13 protein-coding genes and 1 pseudogene are annotated in these 15,722 nt (G+C 64.9%); 2 read left to right on the forward strand and 12 right to left on the reverse strand.

Features of this window, described 5'->3' with window-relative positions; all coding sequences use genetic code 11:
• Window positions 1–27: 27 nt before the first annotated feature.
• From XI08_RS28360 to XI08_RS28395, 8 genes and pseudogenes are all read right to left on the reverse strand, one after another.
• Window positions 28–3,297: an autotransporter outer membrane beta-barrel domain-containing protein gene (locus XI08_RS28360; protein ID WP_271576907.1), complete on the reverse strand. Its 3,270-nt coding sequence runs from the start codon at window positions 3,295–3,297 to the stop codon at window positions 28–30.
• Between the two features lie 175 nt (window positions 3,298–3,472).
• Window positions 3,473–4,722: pseudogene (locus XI08_RS28365) on the reverse strand (TCR/Tet family MFS transporter).
• A 20-nt stretch (window positions 4,723–4,742) separates the two neighbouring features.
• On the reverse strand, window positions 4,743–6,125 hold the full coding sequence (der, locus tag XI08_RS28370; protein WP_027543009.1) for a ribosome biogenesis GTPase Der: 1,383 nt from the start codon (window positions 6,123–6,125) through the stop codon (window positions 4,743–4,745).
• A gap of 177 nt (window positions 6,126–6,302) precedes the next feature.
• Entirely contained in the window at window positions 6,303–6,857 is a 555-nt protein-coding gene (locus XI08_RS28375) for a hypothetical protein (protein WP_027543010.1), read from the reverse strand.
• Between the two features lie 30 nt (window positions 6,858–6,887).
• Window positions 6,888–7,541 (reverse strand): tetratricopeptide repeat protein, encoded by a 654-nt coding sequence (locus tag XI08_RS28380; protein ID WP_027543011.1) that lies wholly within the window; start codon window positions 7,539–7,541, stop codon window positions 6,888–6,890.
• Window positions 7,542–7,710: 169 nt separating this feature from the next.
• The gene (locus XI08_RS28385; protein WP_271576908.1) at window positions 7,711–9,303 is read right to left on the reverse strand and encodes a class I adenylate-forming enzyme family protein; all 1,593 of its coding nucleotides are present in this window, start codon (window positions 9,301–9,303) and stop codon (window positions 7,711–7,713) included.
• A 72-nt stretch (window positions 9,304–9,375) separates the two neighbouring features.
• Entirely contained in the window at window positions 9,376–9,960 is a 585-nt protein-coding gene (locus XI08_RS28390; RefSeq protein ID WP_271576909.1) for an NnrU family protein, read from the reverse strand.
• 68 nt (window positions 9,961–10,028) lie between these two features.
• Complete coding sequence (locus XI08_RS28395) at window positions 10,029–10,610, reverse strand: hypothetical protein (RefSeq protein ID WP_271576910.1); 582 nt, start codon at window positions 10,608–10,610, stop codon at window positions 10,029–10,031.
• Between XI08_RS28395 and XI08_RS28400 the strand changes: the two genes are divergently transcribed.
• Complete coding sequence (locus XI08_RS28400; RefSeq protein ID WP_271576911.1) at window positions 10,597–10,839, forward strand: hypothetical protein; 243 nt, start codon at window positions 10,597–10,599, stop codon at window positions 10,837–10,839. The genes XI08_RS28395 and XI08_RS28400 overlap by 14 nt on opposite strands.
• Window positions 10,840–10,844: 5 nt before the next feature.
• Here the strand turns inward: XI08_RS28400 and XI08_RS28405 are convergent, their stop codons facing one another.
• The gene (locus XI08_RS28405) at window positions 10,845–12,464 is read right to left on the reverse strand and encodes a peptide chain release factor 3 (RefSeq protein ID WP_025576802.1); all 1,620 of its coding nucleotides are present in this window, start codon (window positions 12,462–12,464) and stop codon (window positions 10,845–10,847) included.
• A 157-nt stretch (window positions 12,465–12,621) separates the two neighbouring features.
• On the opposite strand from XI08_RS28405, the gene sugE reads away from it, so the two are divergent.
• Window positions 12,622–12,936: a quaternary ammonium compound efflux SMR transporter SugE gene (sugE, locus tag XI08_RS28410; protein WP_027543016.1), complete on the forward strand. Its 315-nt coding sequence runs from the start codon at window positions 12,622–12,624 to the stop codon at window positions 12,934–12,936.
• On the opposite strand, the gene XI08_RS28415 is transcribed toward sugE, so the two are convergent.
• The 3 genes from XI08_RS28415 to XI08_RS28425 form a co-directional block, all read right to left on the reverse strand.
• Window positions 12,929–13,936: an inorganic phosphate transporter gene (locus XI08_RS28415; RefSeq protein ID WP_135173424.1), complete on the reverse strand. Its 1,008-nt coding sequence runs from the start codon at window positions 13,934–13,936 to the stop codon at window positions 12,929–12,931. The two genes, sugE and XI08_RS28415, sit on opposite strands and share 8 nt — an antisense overlap.
• Window positions 13,937–13,951: 15 nt before the next feature.
• Complete coding sequence (locus XI08_RS28420; RefSeq protein ID WP_027543018.1) at window positions 13,952–14,596, reverse strand: DUF47 domain-containing protein; 645 nt, start codon at window positions 14,594–14,596, stop codon at window positions 13,952–13,954.
• Window positions 14,597–14,753: 157 nt separating this feature from the next.
• Complete coding sequence (locus XI08_RS28425) at window positions 14,754–15,722, reverse strand: branched-chain amino acid ABC transporter permease (RefSeq protein WP_271576912.1); 969 nt, start codon at window positions 15,720–15,722, stop codon at window positions 14,754–14,756.

The raw sequence follows: 15,722 nt of genomic DNA on the forward strand, positions 1-15,722 counted from the left end.
GTCTCCTACAACGCGGACGCGCGCTTCCTACCAGGCGTAGCGCACCACGCCCTTTCCGGAGTAGCTTGTGGTGACGTTCGAGAACTCGCCCTCAAAGGTCCCGGCGAGCGAGAAACCGTTCAGCCATTTCGCCTCGGCGGTTGCCGAGGTGAGCGCCGCGTCTCGCGCAGGCGATGCACCGCCGACGACGAAGGATGCGCCCGGCAACGCCTGGAAGGTGGCGGCGATGCCGCGATCGATATTGTAATCATGTGCCCAGCCGAAGCGGCTGCGCAGGGTGAGGATCGCTCCCGGCAATGCCAGCGATCGGTCGGTGCGGAATCCCAATTCGGAGCGCGGCGAGGTAGCGGTCTTGGCCGCATAGGCCAGCGCAAAGGTGTCGGCACCGACAATGGCCCGTTCGGCATAGCCCGGCAGCTCGAAGGTCGCGAATTGCGCGGCCGCATAGGGCGTAAGGCCGATGCCGGCCCACGGGGAGATGAATCGATAGCCACCCTCGATACGCCCCGCCCACGCATTGGCGTTGAACTGCGCACGCAACTGGTCACTGCCCGCAATCGTGACCGTCCGGTTCGTCGTGACGTCCTGCCAGCCATAGGCCAGGGCGCCGGAGAAGTACGCGGCGCCGGCCGTATGACGAACGAATGCACCGGCCTGGAACAGGTCGGAACGCCCCGAACCGAGACCGTTGGCGACGACGAAGTTGGTACCGCCGCCGGCCAAGGCGAACCCGACCTGGGTGAATGGAGAGATCCGATAATCTGCGCCGACGGCCGTGCCACCGATGCGGCTGGTGGACGTGTTCGATCCCTGTACGGCATTGCCGTCGGTGGTCTGCGAGCCCCCATAGCCCGCGCCCCACACGCTCCAGCGCTGGCCGAAACCGATCCCGCCCGGCGTCTTGGCGATCATGGCGTAGGCGTCACGCTCGGCACCGGGTCGGCGGCGACCGCCGGCATAGCTATCGGTTGCTCCCTCTTTCCCGAATGAAGCGGCCGTCGGTGCGGTCCCGTCGCGGCCCGAGGTAAACGGATCGCCCAGCAAATTGACGAAGAGGTTCATCGCGTCGAACGCTGTCTGCTGCGAACCTGTCGCCAGCTCGCCTGAAGCCTGTGTCAGGTTCGCCGGGACATTGCCGGCGAAGACACCGCCAAACGCCGAAGGAACGTTGCCGAGGGAATTGAACGCCTTGTCGAGCGCGGTGGCAACGGCCCGCTGGTTGATGTTGAGGCCGGCAATCTCCCCAAGGCCCGAGCCCAGAACAAGCTGCACTGTGCCGCCCGAATAAGTCAGCGAACCGGAAATTCCCGTCGGCGTCGCCACCGAATCAAAGCGCGAACCGTTCAGGGTCCCCGCGGTCAGGATGGTATAGGGCGAATTGAACCGCAGGGTGCCGTTGGCGAGCGCGACCCGAACCGTCCCGGCCAACGTCGCCGCCCCCGTCACATTGGTGAGGTCGGAAGCCGCCGACGACACTTGCAGGAGGTAGGTCGCAGCAGCCGTGAATACGAGGCTGCCCTGAACGTTGATGGTCCCGATCGAGTTGCCCGGAGACAGAATGCCGCCGTTGACGACGGTATTGCCGACGATGCCGTTGCCGCCCAACGTGCCGCCGGCATTGACAACGAGATTGCTGGCCGACGCGATATTGCCGTTCACGATCAGCGCACCGCCGCCGACATTGACGTCGCCGGAGAAGGAGCCGGTGCCGGTCAGCGTCCAGACGGAATCGCCGACCTTGTTGAAGGTCGTGAACCCCCGATACTGGGCGGCCGCACCCAACGTGCTGACATCGAAGGTCGCGGCACCGCTGCCCCCGAGTTGGAACGTATCACTGCCCCCGGCGAGCACGTTGCCCGATATGACCGATCCCGGCGCGAGCGTGAGAACGTTGCCGCTACCGGCGAACTGGATCGCGGCCGTTCCTCCAGTGATCGTCCCCGCATTGAACACGGCCGATCCGCTCGTGCCCGCATAGATGCCGTTACCCGTGAGGCCGGAAATGGAGCCGTAGTTGATGACTGAGACGGACCCGAGGCTGGCGCGGACGCCTGTATCGCCGCCACTGATCTGCGCGCCGGCATTGTTGGTCACCACCGCACTCGTCTGGGCGCGAATGGCGTAGCCAAAGCCGCCGGCACTTATGGTTCCGGAATTGACGACGGTTGCGACGCCATTGCTGGCATAGATCCCGTTGTTGATCAGGCTCGTGATCTGCCCGCCAACGCCGTTGGTGACATTGACGTCGGTGAAGGCAAGGATGGCAATATTGTTGAGACCGGAAATGGTCCCGTGATTGGTAACGTGAGCAAAGCCCAAATTGGCAGCCATGCCGCCGGTCATGCTTCCAGTGGCGCCGTTCGTTATTGTCAGATTGGCATTCGCAGAGGCAGCGACGCCGGTGGGGCTCGAGATTGTGCCGTAATTTGTCGCCGTGATCGATCCGCTGTTGGTACGGAGGGCAACCGCGGCACCGGTAATGGTTCCGGTGGCCGCGTTGGTGACGTCCATGTTGCCGGTTGCCTCCAGACCATAATTGGCGGTGCCGGCAATCGTGCCGGCGTTGGTGACATTCAACAATTGGTTGGCCTGGACACCGCTTGTCCCGCCGGAAATCAGGCCGCCCGCAGCGTTGGAGACGATCCCCGTGCCGTAGGCAATGACACCGTAAGAGGTGCCGATGATATTGCCGGCATTGGTGACATTGCCGACAGCGGAAAAGCCGGAATTAACGCCGAGATCGCCGGCGATGGTGCCGCCCGCATTGTTGGTCACCGTGGCGTTGACGAAGGCGAATACGCCAATGTTTGCATTGCCCGTGATCGTGCCGGAGTTGACGACGGTCACACTGCCATTGTTCGAGCCGATGCCGGATAAGGCAGTGCCGGTGATGGTGGCGCCGGTGTTGTTGGTGACGGTGACGTCATTTTGAGAGAAGACACCGTTCGTTGCGCCCGTGATGCTTCCCGAATTGCTGACCGTAGCGCTGCCGATATTGATTCCGCTATTCGCGCTTCCCGTGATCGAGGCACCGCCACCGACATTGATGACAATGCCGGTCTGGTTGCCTGTCCCGTAACCGTTGGTCCCGTTCTGATCGGTCGTCACGCCCGAGCATGTAACGGTGGTGCCTGGCGGAGGATTGGGGCTATTGTCGGCCGCCGGCGAACAGGCCGCGTACGCCCCGCCCATCAGAGCCAGCGTGACGGAAGCTGTGATCGCAATTGCAGCGGCAGCCCGCCAAACCAGCAAGCGCTGCCGAGGGAAACACCATATCCGAACCGGCAGGCGCGTCATTTGAATGGCTTGCTTCCGAGGTGTCGGTGGCCCCGGCCTTCAATTGCAAAAGAACGAATCAACAGATTTATTGAACAGGTTAAGTATCGCCGCCGAAAGGCTCCATGTACGGACGTCTGGCGAGATTCTGACGAATCGGAATCTCTGTTGCGAATTGGCGACAGTCGCAACCGTCCTATCCGCGGCCACCAGTCTGGCGAGCGGATGCGACCGTCGCCAGCGTGCGCATCGCGATGGCTACGCATACCACCATCAGCGCGCCCGCGAGGAGGAATGGCGCGCCGGGCAGATGCAGCGGCGCGCTGCTCCCGATGAAGTATGAAAACGTCAGCGTAAACAGGAACGGCCCGACGAGCTGCGACACGCTCTGCACGCTCGCGGTTGCGCCCTGCAACTGGCCCTGCTGATCGGGCGCGACCAGCCGCGTCATCAGCGATTGCATCGCGGCACCCGAGATGCCCCACAGCGACATCACGGGAATGCCGATCCAGAACAGCGGTCCGGTCGGCGCAGCGCCGAAGATCACGAAGCCGATCGCACCACAGCACAGGCCCAGCAACAATGTATTCCGCTCGCCCAGCGCGCGCACGATCGGGCCGATGGCGAGCCCCTGCACCACCATGGCGCAGATGCCGACCATCGCGAGCGTCAGCCCGACCGTCTTGGAATCCCACCCGTAGCGATAGGTCGCATAGAGCACGAAGGTCGACGGCAGCACGACATGCGCGACCTGCGCGATGAAGTTGACGATCGACAGCGCGGCCAGCATCGCGTTGGAACGCAGCAGATGCAGCGCCCCGACCGGATTGGCTCTGGTCCAGCGGAACGGCGCGCGCTTGTCGGGCGCCAGCGATTCCGGCAGGACCAGGAGCCCATAGAGCGCATTGGCAAAGCTCAAAGCCGCCGACGCCCAGAACGGCAGGCGCGGATCGATGTCGCCGAGCAGGCCGCCGAGCGCCGGGCCCAGGATGAAGCCGGCGCCGAAGGCCGCACCAATCCTGCCGAAGACCGCCGCGCGCCGCTCCGGCGGCGTGATGTCGGCGATATAGGCAAACGCCGTCGAGATGCTGGCCGAGGTGATGCCGGAGATCACGCGCCCAATGAACAGCCACGTCAGCGACGGCGCGAGCGCCATCAGCACGTGTCGGCGGCGAGCCCGAAATTCGACAGCAGCACCACCGGCCGCCGTCCGAAACGATCCGACAGCGCGCCCAGCACCGGCGAGAACACGAACTGCATCAGCGCCCAGGCGGTGCCGAACAGGCCGAAGATGCGGGCCGCGTGCGCGGTGTCGTTGTCGACGAAACTCTCGATGAGTTTTGGCAGGATCGGCATGATCACGCCGAGCGCGAGCATGTCGAGCAGGATGGTGACGAAGATGAAGGCGACCGCGCCGCGCCGGACCGGCGCAGCGCCCTGCGCCATCGCCTCGCCCGCCTCTCCGTTCACGACGGCCGCTTGCGCTTGTGGGCGAAGGGGTTGGCCTTCTCGCGCAAGGTGATGCGCACGGGCGTGCCCGGCAGATCGAAAGTCTCGCGCATGGAATTGGTCAGGTAGCGCAAGTACGACTGCGGCACCGCGTCGGCCCGCGAGCAGAACAGCACGAAGCTCGGCGGCCGCGCCTTGGTCTGCGTGATGTAGTTAAGCTTCAGCCTGCGGCCGGACACGGCGGGCGGCGGATTGGCCTGGACCGCCTGCTCGAACCAGCGATTGAGCGCGGACGTCGACACGCGCCTGTTCCAGACCGCGTAGGCGTCCTGGATCGCCTGCATTAGGCGATCGATGCCCTCGCCCATCAGGCCCGATACCGCGACGATCGGCACGCCCTTGACCTGCGGCAGCCAGTGGTCGGCGTCGCGGCTCAGGCCCGAGATCGCGCCGCCGCCCTTGGTCTCCATCAGGTCCCATTTGTTGGCGGCGAGCACGAGCGCGCGGCCCTCGCGCTCGACCAGATCGGCAATACGCAGATCCTGCTCCTCGAAGCGGTTCTGCGTATCCATCATCAGCACGACGACTTCGGCAAAGCGCACCGCGCGCAGCGCGTCGGCGACCGAGAGCTTTTCGAGCTTCTCCTCGATGCGCGAGCGACGCCGCAGGCCGGCGGTGTCGAACACGCGAAAATCGCGGCCCTTCCAGTTGATCTCGACCGCGATGGAATCGCGCGTGGTGCCGGCCTCCGGGCTGGTCAGCAGGCGCTCCTCGCCGAGCAAATGGTTGATCAGCGTCGACTTGCCGGCATTTGGCCGGCCAACGATGGCGACCCGGATCGGGCGCGTCGCGGCTTCTTCCTCGGAGAGCGGCGCGTCGTCCTCGTCCTCATCTTCGTCGACGGGCTCGGGCATCAGCTTGGCGAGGGCGTCATAAAGCTCGCCCATCCCCTCGCCGTGCTCGGCCGAGATCTGGATGGGATCGCCAAGACCAAGCGCAAAGGCTTCCATCGCGCCGGCATCGCCATGCTTGCCTTCGCTCTTGTTGGCGACCAGCAGCACCGGCTTGTTGGCCTTGCGGGCAAAATCGGCGAAGGCGCGGTCGGTCGGCGTGAGGCCGATACGGGCATCGACGACGAAGAACAGCGCGTCGGCCTGCGCGATCGCGGCCTCGGTCTGCTCCTGCATCCGCGCGGTCAGCGAGCCCTTGGCGCCCTCGTCGAGGCCGGCGGTGTCGATGATGGTGAATTCGAGGTCGCCGAGCCTGGCCTCACCCTCGCGGCGGTCGCGGGTGACGCCCGGCAAGTCATCGACGAGCGCGAGCTTTTGCCCAACCAGGCGGTTGAACAGCGTCGATTTGCCGACATTGGGCCGGCCGATAATGGCGATCGTGAAGGACATCGGTCATTCGTGCGCTGCGAAGGCCGCGCCTGTCAATGCAATGAAATTATTAAAGCGCGATGAGGCCGGGATGAATCCCCATCGCGCTTCAGCTTGTTGTTTAAGCATGATCTCCGCGCAAACGCGTTCCGCGTTTGTCGCGAGGGAAAACCGCTTCGCACTTTTCCGGGTCATGCTCTAGCGCGAGAAGCTGCCGCTCGGCAGCGGCGCCGGGAAGCCGCCCTGCTGCGATTGCTGCTGCGTGGTCTGGGTCGGTTGGGCCTGCTGGACGGGCTGATCGGGCGGCGGCGCGGTGGTGCGCTTGCGCACGATCTTCTGCTTGGGCGGCGGAGCGGCGGTGGGCGGCGCGGCCTCCGGCTGGGCCTCGCCATCGACTTCGCCGGCAGGCGCATCGGCGGGCGCGGCCGCGCCGGCAGCCGGCTGTCTGGTCTTCTTCGCCTTGGCACCCTTGCCCGGCTTGGCCTGTTCAGGCGGCGGCTCCGCGGGCAAAGCCGCAACGGCAGGCGCATTCGGATCGGGCTGCTGCTGCGCGCCCTTGTACAGATCCTTCGGCACACCCTGCTCGAGGCCCGGCACGCCCTCCGGGAAGACCGGCTTGCGGTCACCCGGCAGCTTCTTCTTGGTGTCGAGGAAATCGAGCATGTCGGTCGGATCGAAGCTGGAGCAGCCGCCCAGGACGCCCGTGAAGGCGATCAGGACGGCGGCTGCGATCAGGCGAGGCGTGCGGCGCATATCGGTGTCTCGTCTCAGCTCTCGGGACCGTCAGCTTTTGGCGACGGGCGGCAGCAGTGCCTGGAGCGCCTCGGCGCGCGAGCGCAGGCTCGCCGGCGATTCGCCGTCCTCGGCGATCGCGTCGAGCCATTTGCGGGCCGCGGTCGTGTCGTTGTTGCGCCAGGCCGACAGCGCCAGCATCTCACGGGCACTGTGGCGGAAAGTCGATTTGGGCGCAGCGGAAGCCTCCAGCCGCTGCTGGATGTCGGCGTAGCTGGCGCTGTCGATCAGCAGGCCAGCGGCGCGCATCTTCGCCAGATCCTGCCACTCGCTGCCGACGCCGCGGTCGGCGGCAATGTCGTCGTACATCTTGGCGGCCGCCTTGGGATCGCGGCTAGCGGCCTCGGCCGCAGCACGCAGCCGCGCCAAGGTGCGATAGCCCGACGGAGCCTTGGCGGCGAGCTCGGTGAAGGCCGTCTCGGCCTCCGCATGCTTGTCCTGCTCGGACAGCTCGACGGCCTTCTCGAAGGCGGCGCCGGCCTCGGCGGCCTTCTTGGCCTCCAGATATTGGTAGCCGCGCCAGCCGCCGACGGCGGCCACGATCAGCACCATCAGGGCGATGAAGTAGATCGAATATTTATCCCACAGCTTCTTGAGCTGTTCGCGACGTACTTCCTCGTCGACTTCGTCAAATAATTCAGACACTTATGCTAATCCCATGCCCGTCCGGGTGCGCGCGCCTCAGCGTTCGCGTCAGGAATCCCGTCCCCCACGTGGCGGCGAGGTAGCCTAACGATATGGCGGTGGCAAGGCAAAGCGAGCCCGATCAAGGCGTTAACCACCCGGAAGAGCCCGGAGGAAGCGCCTGCCCGGCTCAGGTTCCCAAGTGCTCCCGCAACTGCCGCTTCAGCACCTTGCCATTGGCGTTGCGCGGCAGCGGCTCGGTGGTGATCGCCATGGTCTCGGGCACCTTGTAGTCGGACAGCCGCTCCGCGCACCAGGCCCGCAGGGCGTCGGCGGCGACCGGGGTCCGCGTCACCACCACGGCATGGACGCGCTCGCCCAGCACCGGGCATGCCCTGGCAATGATCGCGCTCTCGATCACCGCGGGATGGCCCGCCAACACGGATTCGACCTCGGCGGAATAGATCTTCAGTCCGCCGCGATTGATCATGTCCTTCTGCCGGTCGAACACGCGGACGAAACCGTCCGCATCGACCGAGCCGAGATCGCCTGAATGCCAGAAACCGGCAGTGAAGCTTTCAGCCGTCGCCTTCGGGTTGTTCCAGTAGCCCTTGATGACGGATGCGCTCTGGATCCAGAGCTCGCCGATCTCGCCATGGGGCAGCTCGCGCCCGTCCGGCCCCATCGCGACGATGCGCGCGCCGGGACACGGCAGGCCGACGCTGTCGATATGGCTTGCCGTGAGCTCGCCAGGCATGATCGTCGAGGGCGATGTCGTCTCGGTCGACCCGTAGCAGTTCATCAGTTTCAGGCCGGGAATCGTCACCTTGAGCTTCTCGATGGTCGCGACCGGCATCGGCGCGCCGCCGAAACCGCCGATGCGCCAGCTCGACAGATCGTAGCTGGCGAAATCGGGCTGGAGCAGGCACAGATTGTACATCGCCGGCACCATCACGGTGTAGGTGACGCGCTCGCGCGTGGCGAGCTTGAGATAATCGGCGGCCTTGAATTCCGGCATGATGATCAGCGCGCCGCCGCAGCGGATCATGGTCGTGATATTGGCGACGACACCGGTGACGTGACCGAGCGGCACCGCCGCGATCGAACGGTCCCTTTCCGTCAATTGCAGGCAGGACACGAACACCATCGAGGAATGGACGATGTTGCAATGGGCCAGCATCGCGCCCTTCGGCTTGCCTGTCGTGCCCGAGGTGTAGAGGATCATCGCTGTGTCCTCTTCGTTCACGTCGGCGGGCGCGGCGGCTGCGGCGTTGTCTGCGAGCACCGCGAAGCGCGACACATCCGGATCGTCGTCGACGGCAACGCGGTGGATCACATCGGGGACATCAAGCGCATCCGGCAGCCGCCCGGCGAGCCCGGCCTCGTGGATCAGGATCTTGGCGCCACAATCGGTGAGCACATAGGCGATCTCCGGCTTCTGCTGGCGCGTGCTGAGCAGCACCGTGACGAGGCCCTCATGCGCGGCGGCAAACAGCAGCAGCGGAAACTCGATGCGGTTGCCGAGCAGGATCGCGACACGATCGCCGCGCTGCAAGCCGAGCTTGCGAAAGCCCGCCGCGATCCGCGCGGCCTGCTCCACCACCTGCCGCCAGCTCAGCCGCACATTGCCTGAGATCAGCGCTTCGCCGTCGCCGTTGCGTGCGCGGGCCTCTGCGATCATCGCCCAGAGACTGGCCGGCCTGTCGCAGAACGCCGGGACAACCCGATCGCCAAAGCGCGCCTCGAACCGCATCGGCGGGATCTGAGATTGCGACCAGTCCATCGGAATGTCCTAAGCTTGTTGCTCTTGTTACTTCCGCGCATGGACATGCGGGTCGTGTCTTGTGCCGATCGGCTAGACCCCCACGACGGGAACTCCGATCACGACAGGATGGAACGCAAACGCCAGCGCCAGATACGCAACCACGCCGACAGCAACCGCGATCAGGTCGTTGGTGGCGCCGCCCACCGGAATCGGCGGGCCGCCACTGTCGGTGCGATGCTTCAGCGAAATGCGGTCATACACCGCCCAGCCCAGGAACGAGCCGAACAGGATGATGGAGCCGAGATCGCCATTTGCGAGGAGATGCGCGGCCGCCCACAGCTTGATGCCGGCCAACATCGGATGTTTCAGCGTCGCATAGATGCGGCCGCGCAGATAAGAGGCGACCACCAGGATGACCGCGGGCAGCATCAGCGCGAGCGTGATGTGCTTCATCGCCTTCGGCGGATACCAGACGTCGATCCAGCCGGCCGCACGGTAATGACCAAAGCCCCAGATGATCAGCGCGAGCCCCGCAAGCGAGACGAGCGAATAGAGGATCTTGTAGGTCCCCTCGCCCAGCCTCGCGATCGCCTGCGCGCGCACCTCGCGTTTCGTCGTGAAAACATGGGCCGCGAAAAACAGCACCAGCCCCAGGATCATGACCAGCAGACCCACGACGTCCTCCCCTCAAGCAGCCCCGCCTCTGAGGTATCATCGATTGGCCGCCGGTCGCAACTGATGCGCTACTTGCCCAGCTCGCGATTATCGACATAGCGGATCGCGATCGGCCGCCCCGCCAGGGCGCCGCCGAGATCGCTGGTGAACTTCAGCGGCAGGCAGGCCTTCAGCGATGCATTGATGGCGTTCAGATAGGTCGTGCGGGTGTCCGCCGGAACGCCCGCGGTGGCGAATGTGAGGCGTGGCGGGCCGATCAGGCCGCCCGCCTTGTTGAAGCTGAAGCGCACCGACATCTGCATGCCCGCCCGCGCATTGTCCGATGGCGGCGACCAGCAGGTGCGCAGAGCGGCGAAGAGATCGCCGATCGTGTCGAGATCGTGATCCGGCTTCTGGTATTTGGCGCGGTCGGTCTCGGACGGCATGCTCTCGATTGTGAGCTGGAGATTCTGGCCGTAGGGGTAGTCGATCTCGGGAATGCAGGGGCCGGGCTCGAGCGGGCTGCAATAGGACGGCGTGCAGGGCCGATAGTCGAGCACGCTGCACGGCTCGTGCGAGAACGGGATCGGATTGATCTGCCGGGGCCGTTCGTCGGCGGCGGCGACCGTCGAGATCGCCAGCAATATGAGAACGAGAATGCCGCGCCACATGATGCGAGCTCGCAAGGCCACATATCTGGAACGTGGCATTGCCGCCGACAACGTCAAGCCTGCGGACGTTCACATGCCCGCGTTCAAGGGCGGTGTCGTCGCCCGGCTCGACCGGGCGACCCAGTACGCCGAGACGTTTGTGATTGAATGGAGAAGCCGCGGCGTACTGGATGCCCCGCCTTCGCGGGGCATGACGGTAGAGGATGTGGCCGCACAGCGCAGCGCTTGACCACTCTACCCCTTCTTCTTGACATCCTTGACGTTGGTGAACTCGATGCCCTCGGCGCGTTCCCTGGTGTAGCCGAGATAGAACTCGTTCCTCGCCAGATAGACGGGATCACCATCGACGTCGTCGGCGATGCTCGAGGTGTTGGCGGCAATGAAGGTGTCGAGCTTCTTGCGATCGTCTGACGAGACCCATCGCGCAAGCTGGAACTCGCTGACCTCGAACTCGACCGGAAGGGAATATTCCGCCTCCAGCCGTGCCTTCAGCACGTCGAGCTGGAGCGCACCGACCACGCCGACCAGCGCCGGCGCGCCGTCGCGCGGGCGGAACACCTGCACGACGCCCTCTTCCGACATCTGCTGAAGCGCTTCCTTGAGCTTCTTCGCCTTCATCGCGTCGGTGAGACGCACGCGGCGGACGATTTCCGGCGCAAAGCTCGGCACGCCGACGAAGTTGAAATCCTCGCCCTCGGTCAGGGTATCGCCGATGCGCAGCGTGCCGTGATTGGGAATGCCGACGACGTCGCCGGCAAAGGCCTCATCCGCCACCGAGCGGTCCTGCGCGAAGAAGAATTGCGGGCTCGACAGCGGCATGCTCTTGCCGGTGCGCACCAGCTTTGCCTTCATGCCGCGGCTGAGCTTGCCCGAGCACAGGCGCGCGAAGGCGATACGGTCGCGGTGGTTCGGGTCCATGTTCGCCTGGATCTTGAACACGAAGGCGCTCATGCGCGGATCGGTCGCCTCGACCTTGCGCTGGTCGCTCTCCTGCGCACGCGGCTCGGGCGCGAACTTGCCAAGGCCCTCGAGGAGATCGCCGACGCCGAAATTACGCAGCGCGCTGCCGAAATAGACCGGCGTCAGATGGCCCTCGCGAAACGCCTCCAGCTCGAACGGTTTGGACGCCTCGGTGACGAGCTCGAGTTCGTCCTTCACCGCGGAGACGTCGAGATTGGCGTTGAGCTTGGCGAGCTCCTCGATCTCGATCTGCTGCGCCGCGCCGGTCTTGGCGCCGCCGCCTTCGAGCAGGCGCACGCCGCCATTGACAACGTCATAGGTGCCGAGGAAGTCGCGGCCGCGGCCGACCGGCCAGGTCATCGGCGTGGTGTCGAGCGCCAGCGTCTTCTCGATCTCGTCCAGCAGCTCGAAGACGTCGCGGCTCTCGCGATCCATCTTGTTGATGAAGGTGATGATCGGAATGTCGCGCAGGCGGCAGACCTCGAACAGTTTTCGGGTGCGCGCCTCGATGCCCTTGGCGGCGTCGATGACCATGACGGCGGAGTCGACGGCCGTCAGCGTGCGATAGGTGTCTTCCGAAAAGTCCTCGTGGCCCGGCGTGTCCAGGAGGTTGAACACGAGACCCTCGAACTCGAAGGTCATCACGGACGTCACGACCGAGATACCGCGCTCGCGCTCGATCTTCATCCAGTCCGAACGCGTGTTGCGCCGCTCGCCCTTGGCCTTGACCTGACCGGCGAGGTTGATGGCGCCGCCGAACAGCAGCAGCTTTTCGGTCAGCGTGGTCTTGCCGGCGTCGGGGTGGGAGATGATCGCAAAGGTCCGCCGCCGCGCCACTTCAGCGGCAAGCGGGGAACGGGCCGGCGATTCGGCTGGAATGGCGATGTCGGACATGGCGGGAGCGTTTGGCAGGGAAAATGGGCCTGATCAAGCCTCATTTGGTGATTGCGGAGCCCTTCGGCCAGCCCCATATCGCCCCTGGGGAGGACGGCCTTCCTTTTCATCAGCATATCAGCCGCGGGGACGACCCTGCCTTGCACGGAGGGTCGTCATGGCCTGGAGCATCCTGTTCGTCGCCGGTCTGCTCGAGATTACCTGGGCGATCGGCCTGAAATATACTGAGGGTTTCACCAGGCTTGTTCCGTCCGTCATCACGCTCGCGGCGATGGCCGGCAGCGTCATCCTGCTCGGACTCGCCCTCAAATCGCTGCCCGTCGGAACCGCCTATGCGGTGTGGACCGGCATCGGCGCGGTCGGCACCGCGACACTTGGCATCATCCTGTTCGGCGAGCCGGCCACGGCATTCCGGCTTGCCAGCATCGGGCTGATCGTCGCCGGCATCGCCGGGCTGAAATTCGTCACCTGACGAAGATCTTGACCGCCCACCAGGTCAGCGCCGCCACGATCGCGGAGGCCGGGATCGTGATCACCCAGGCATAGACGATCGAGCTGGCGACGTTCCAGCGCACCGCGGAGACCCGGCGGGCCGCGCCAACGCCCACGATCGCGCCGGTGATGGTGTGGGTGGTCGAGACGGGAACCCCGAGGAAGGTCGCCATGAACAGGGTCACGGCGCCGCCGGTTTCGGCGCAAAAGCCCTGCATCGGGGTCAGCTTGGTGATGCGCAGGCCCATGGTGCGGACGATGCGCCAGCCGCCCATCAGCGTGCCCAGCGCCATCGCCGCCTGGCAGGACAGCACCACCCAGAACGGCACCGAGAATTCGCTGCCAAGGTGGCCCTGCGAATAGAGCAGCACGGCGATGATGCCCATGGTCTTCTGCGCGTCGTTGCCGCCATGGCCTAGCGAATAGAGCGAGGCGGAGGCGAATTGCAGGATGCGGAAGGCGCGGTCGACCGCGAACGGCGTCGAGCGCACCGAGGCCCAGGACACGATCGCAACCAGCATCATCGCCAGCAGGAAGCCGACCAGCGGCGACAGCACGATGGCGAGCACGGTCTTGGTCAATCCGCTCCAGACCGCCGCCGAAATCCCCGCTTTGGCCATGCCGCCGCCGATCAGGCCGCCGATGAGCGCGTGGGACGACGAGGACGGAATGCCGAGCGCCCAGGTCACGAGGTTCCAGACGATGGCGCCGACGAGGGCCGCGAAGATCACCTGGGCATCGACGATCGAGGGATCGATGATGCCGGTGCCGATGGTCTGGGCGACGTGCAGCCCGAACACCATGAAGGCGACGAAATTGAAGAACGCGGCCCAGACCACCGCGAATTGCGGCCGCAGCACGCGGGTCGAGACGATGGTCGCGATCGAATTGGCGGCGTCGTGCAGGCCGTTCAGGAAGTCGAACAGCAGCGCGACGGCGATCAGTCCGACCAGGACGGGAAGACCCAACGCAGCATCCACGGCGAGGCCCCTGCCCTAAACTTGCTCGATGACGATGCTGTTGATTTCGTTTGCGACGTCGTCGAAGCGATCGGCGACCTTTTCGAGATGGTCGTAGATCTCGACGCCGACGATGAAATCCATCGCGCTGCCGTCGCGATGCTTGAGGAACAGCTCCTTCATCCCGATGTCGTGGAGATCGTCGACCCGGCCCTCGAGCTTGGTCAGCTCTTCGGTGATCGCGGTCAGCATGGCGACGTTCTTGCCGATCTGCTGCATCAGGGGCAGCGCACGGCCGACCAGATTGGCGCATTCGATCAGCAGCGCGCCGATCTCGCGCATCGGCGGCTCGAAGGCGCGGACCTCGAACAGCATCACGGCCTTAGCGGTCTGCTGCATCTGGTCGATGGCGTCGTCCATCGAGGTGATGAGGTTCTTGATGTCGCCGCGGTCGAACGGCGTGATGAAGGTGCGGCGCACCGCCGTCAGCACCTCACGGGTGATGTTGTCGGCATCGTTCTCGAACTGGTTGACGCGCTGGCAATAAACCGGCGTCTCCTCGCCCCCGTTGAGCATGCCCTGGAGCGCGATCGAGCCCTGGATCACGGTCTGGGCATGGCGGTCGAACAGGTCGAAGAACCGTTCTTCCTTGGGCAGGAAAGCGCGAAACCATCGCATCATGGGGATAGACTACCGGTTGGAAATGGCCCGGCCCGGGAGGGCCGTCACGAAACTGTCATAGACCATTTTCGATCCGCGCGCGCACTACCTCACGCCCGCGGAACCGGGATCATCCACCGCTTTCACTCAACCAGCAAACTGACGTTAAATCAATTACTTAGAGCGAACGCCGGAAGTAATGCGCGATTTCGCCGATGACGCCGCGGCGGAAGGTGAGCACGCAGATCACGAAGATCGAGCCCTGGATCACCGTCACCCACTGGCCGAAGCTCGCCAGATATTGCTGCATGGCGATGATCACGAAGGCACCGACCACCGGTCCGAAGATGGTGCCGAGCCCCCCGACCAGCGTCATCAGCACGACTTCGCCCGACATCGTCCAGTGCACGTCGGTGAGCGAGGCATTCTGCGCCACGAACACCTTCAGCGATCCGGCGAAGCCGGCCAGCGTGCCCGACAGGACGAAGGCCATGAACTTGTACTGGTCGGTCCGGTAGCCGAGCGAGATCGCGCGCTGCTCGTTCTCGCGGATCGACTTCAGCACCTCGCCGAACGGCGAGTTGATGATGCGGAAGATCAACAGGAAGCCGGCGAGGAAGCCGACCAGCACGACATAGTACAGAACCGTCGGCTTGGTGAGATCGAGGACGCCGAACATGCGCCCCTGCGGAATGCCCTGGATGCCGTCCTCACCATGGGTGAACGGCGCCTGGAGGTAGATGAAGTACAGCAGCTGCGACAGCGCCAGCGTGATCATCGAGAAATAGATGCCCTGGCGGCGGATCGAGATGTAGCCGGTGATGATCGAGAGCACGAAAGCCGCAGCGATACCGACTAGAATGCCGAGCTCCGGCGGCAACGCCCACACCTTCAGCGCATGCGCGCTGCAATAGCCCGCCGTCCCCAGGAACATCGCGTGGCCGAACGACAACAGGCCGCCATAGCCGATCAGAAGATTGAAGGCGCAGGCGAGCAACGCGAAGCACAGCGCCTGCATCACGAAGAACGGATAGACCCCCGTGAACGGGACCGACGCCAGCAGCAGCGCCATCACCACAAACACGATCATCTCGTCGCGCATCGCGCGCGGGGTCGCCCGCAGCGTATCGTCCGTCAAGGCTGTCAT

Source organism: Bradyrhizobium sp. CCBAU 11361, assembly GCF_028128935.1.
In the GTDB taxonomy this organism is placed as follows: Bacteria; Pseudomonadota; Alphaproteobacteria; order Rhizobiales; family Xanthobacteraceae; genus Bradyrhizobium; species Bradyrhizobium niftali.

Coding starts and splice junctions, on each gene's coding strand:
- XI08_RS28360 (WP_271576907.1), bottom strand. CDS start 3,297: ATGACGCGCCTGCCGGTTCGGATATGGTGTTTCCCTCGGCAGCGCTTG.
- XI08_RS28385 (WP_271576908.1), bottom strand. CDS start 9,303: ATGGACTGGTCGCAATCTCAGATCCCGCCGATGCGGTTCGAGGCGCGC.
- XI08_RS28400 (WP_271576911.1), top strand. CDS start 10,597: ATGCCGCGCCACATGATGCGAGCTCGCAAGGCCACATATCTGGAACGT.
- sugE (WP_027543016.1), top strand. CDS start 12,622: ATGGCCTGGAGCATCCTGTTCGTCGCCGGTCTGCTCGAGATTACCTGG.
- der (WP_027543009.1), bottom strand. CDS start 6,125: ATGTCCTTCACGATCGCCATTATCGGCCGGCCCAATGTCGGCAAATCG.
- XI08_RS28425 (WP_271576912.1), bottom strand. CDS start 15,722: ATGACAGCCTTGACGGACGATACGCTGCGGGCGACCCCGCGCGCGATG.
- XI08_RS28405 (WP_025576802.1), bottom strand. CDS start 12,464: ATGTCCGACATCGCCATTCCAGCCGAATCGCCGGCCCGTTCCCCGCTT.
- XI08_RS28420 (WP_027543018.1), bottom strand. CDS start 14,596: ATGATGCGATGGTTTCGCGCTTTCCTGCCCAAGGAAGAACGGTTCTTC.
- XI08_RS28395 (WP_271576910.1), bottom strand. CDS start 10,610: ATGTGGCGCGGCATTCTCGTTCTCATATTGCTGGCGATCTCGACGGTC.
- XI08_RS28375 (WP_027543010.1), bottom strand. CDS start 6,857: ATGCGCCGCACGCCTCGCCTGATCGCAGCCGCCGTCCTGATCGCCTTC.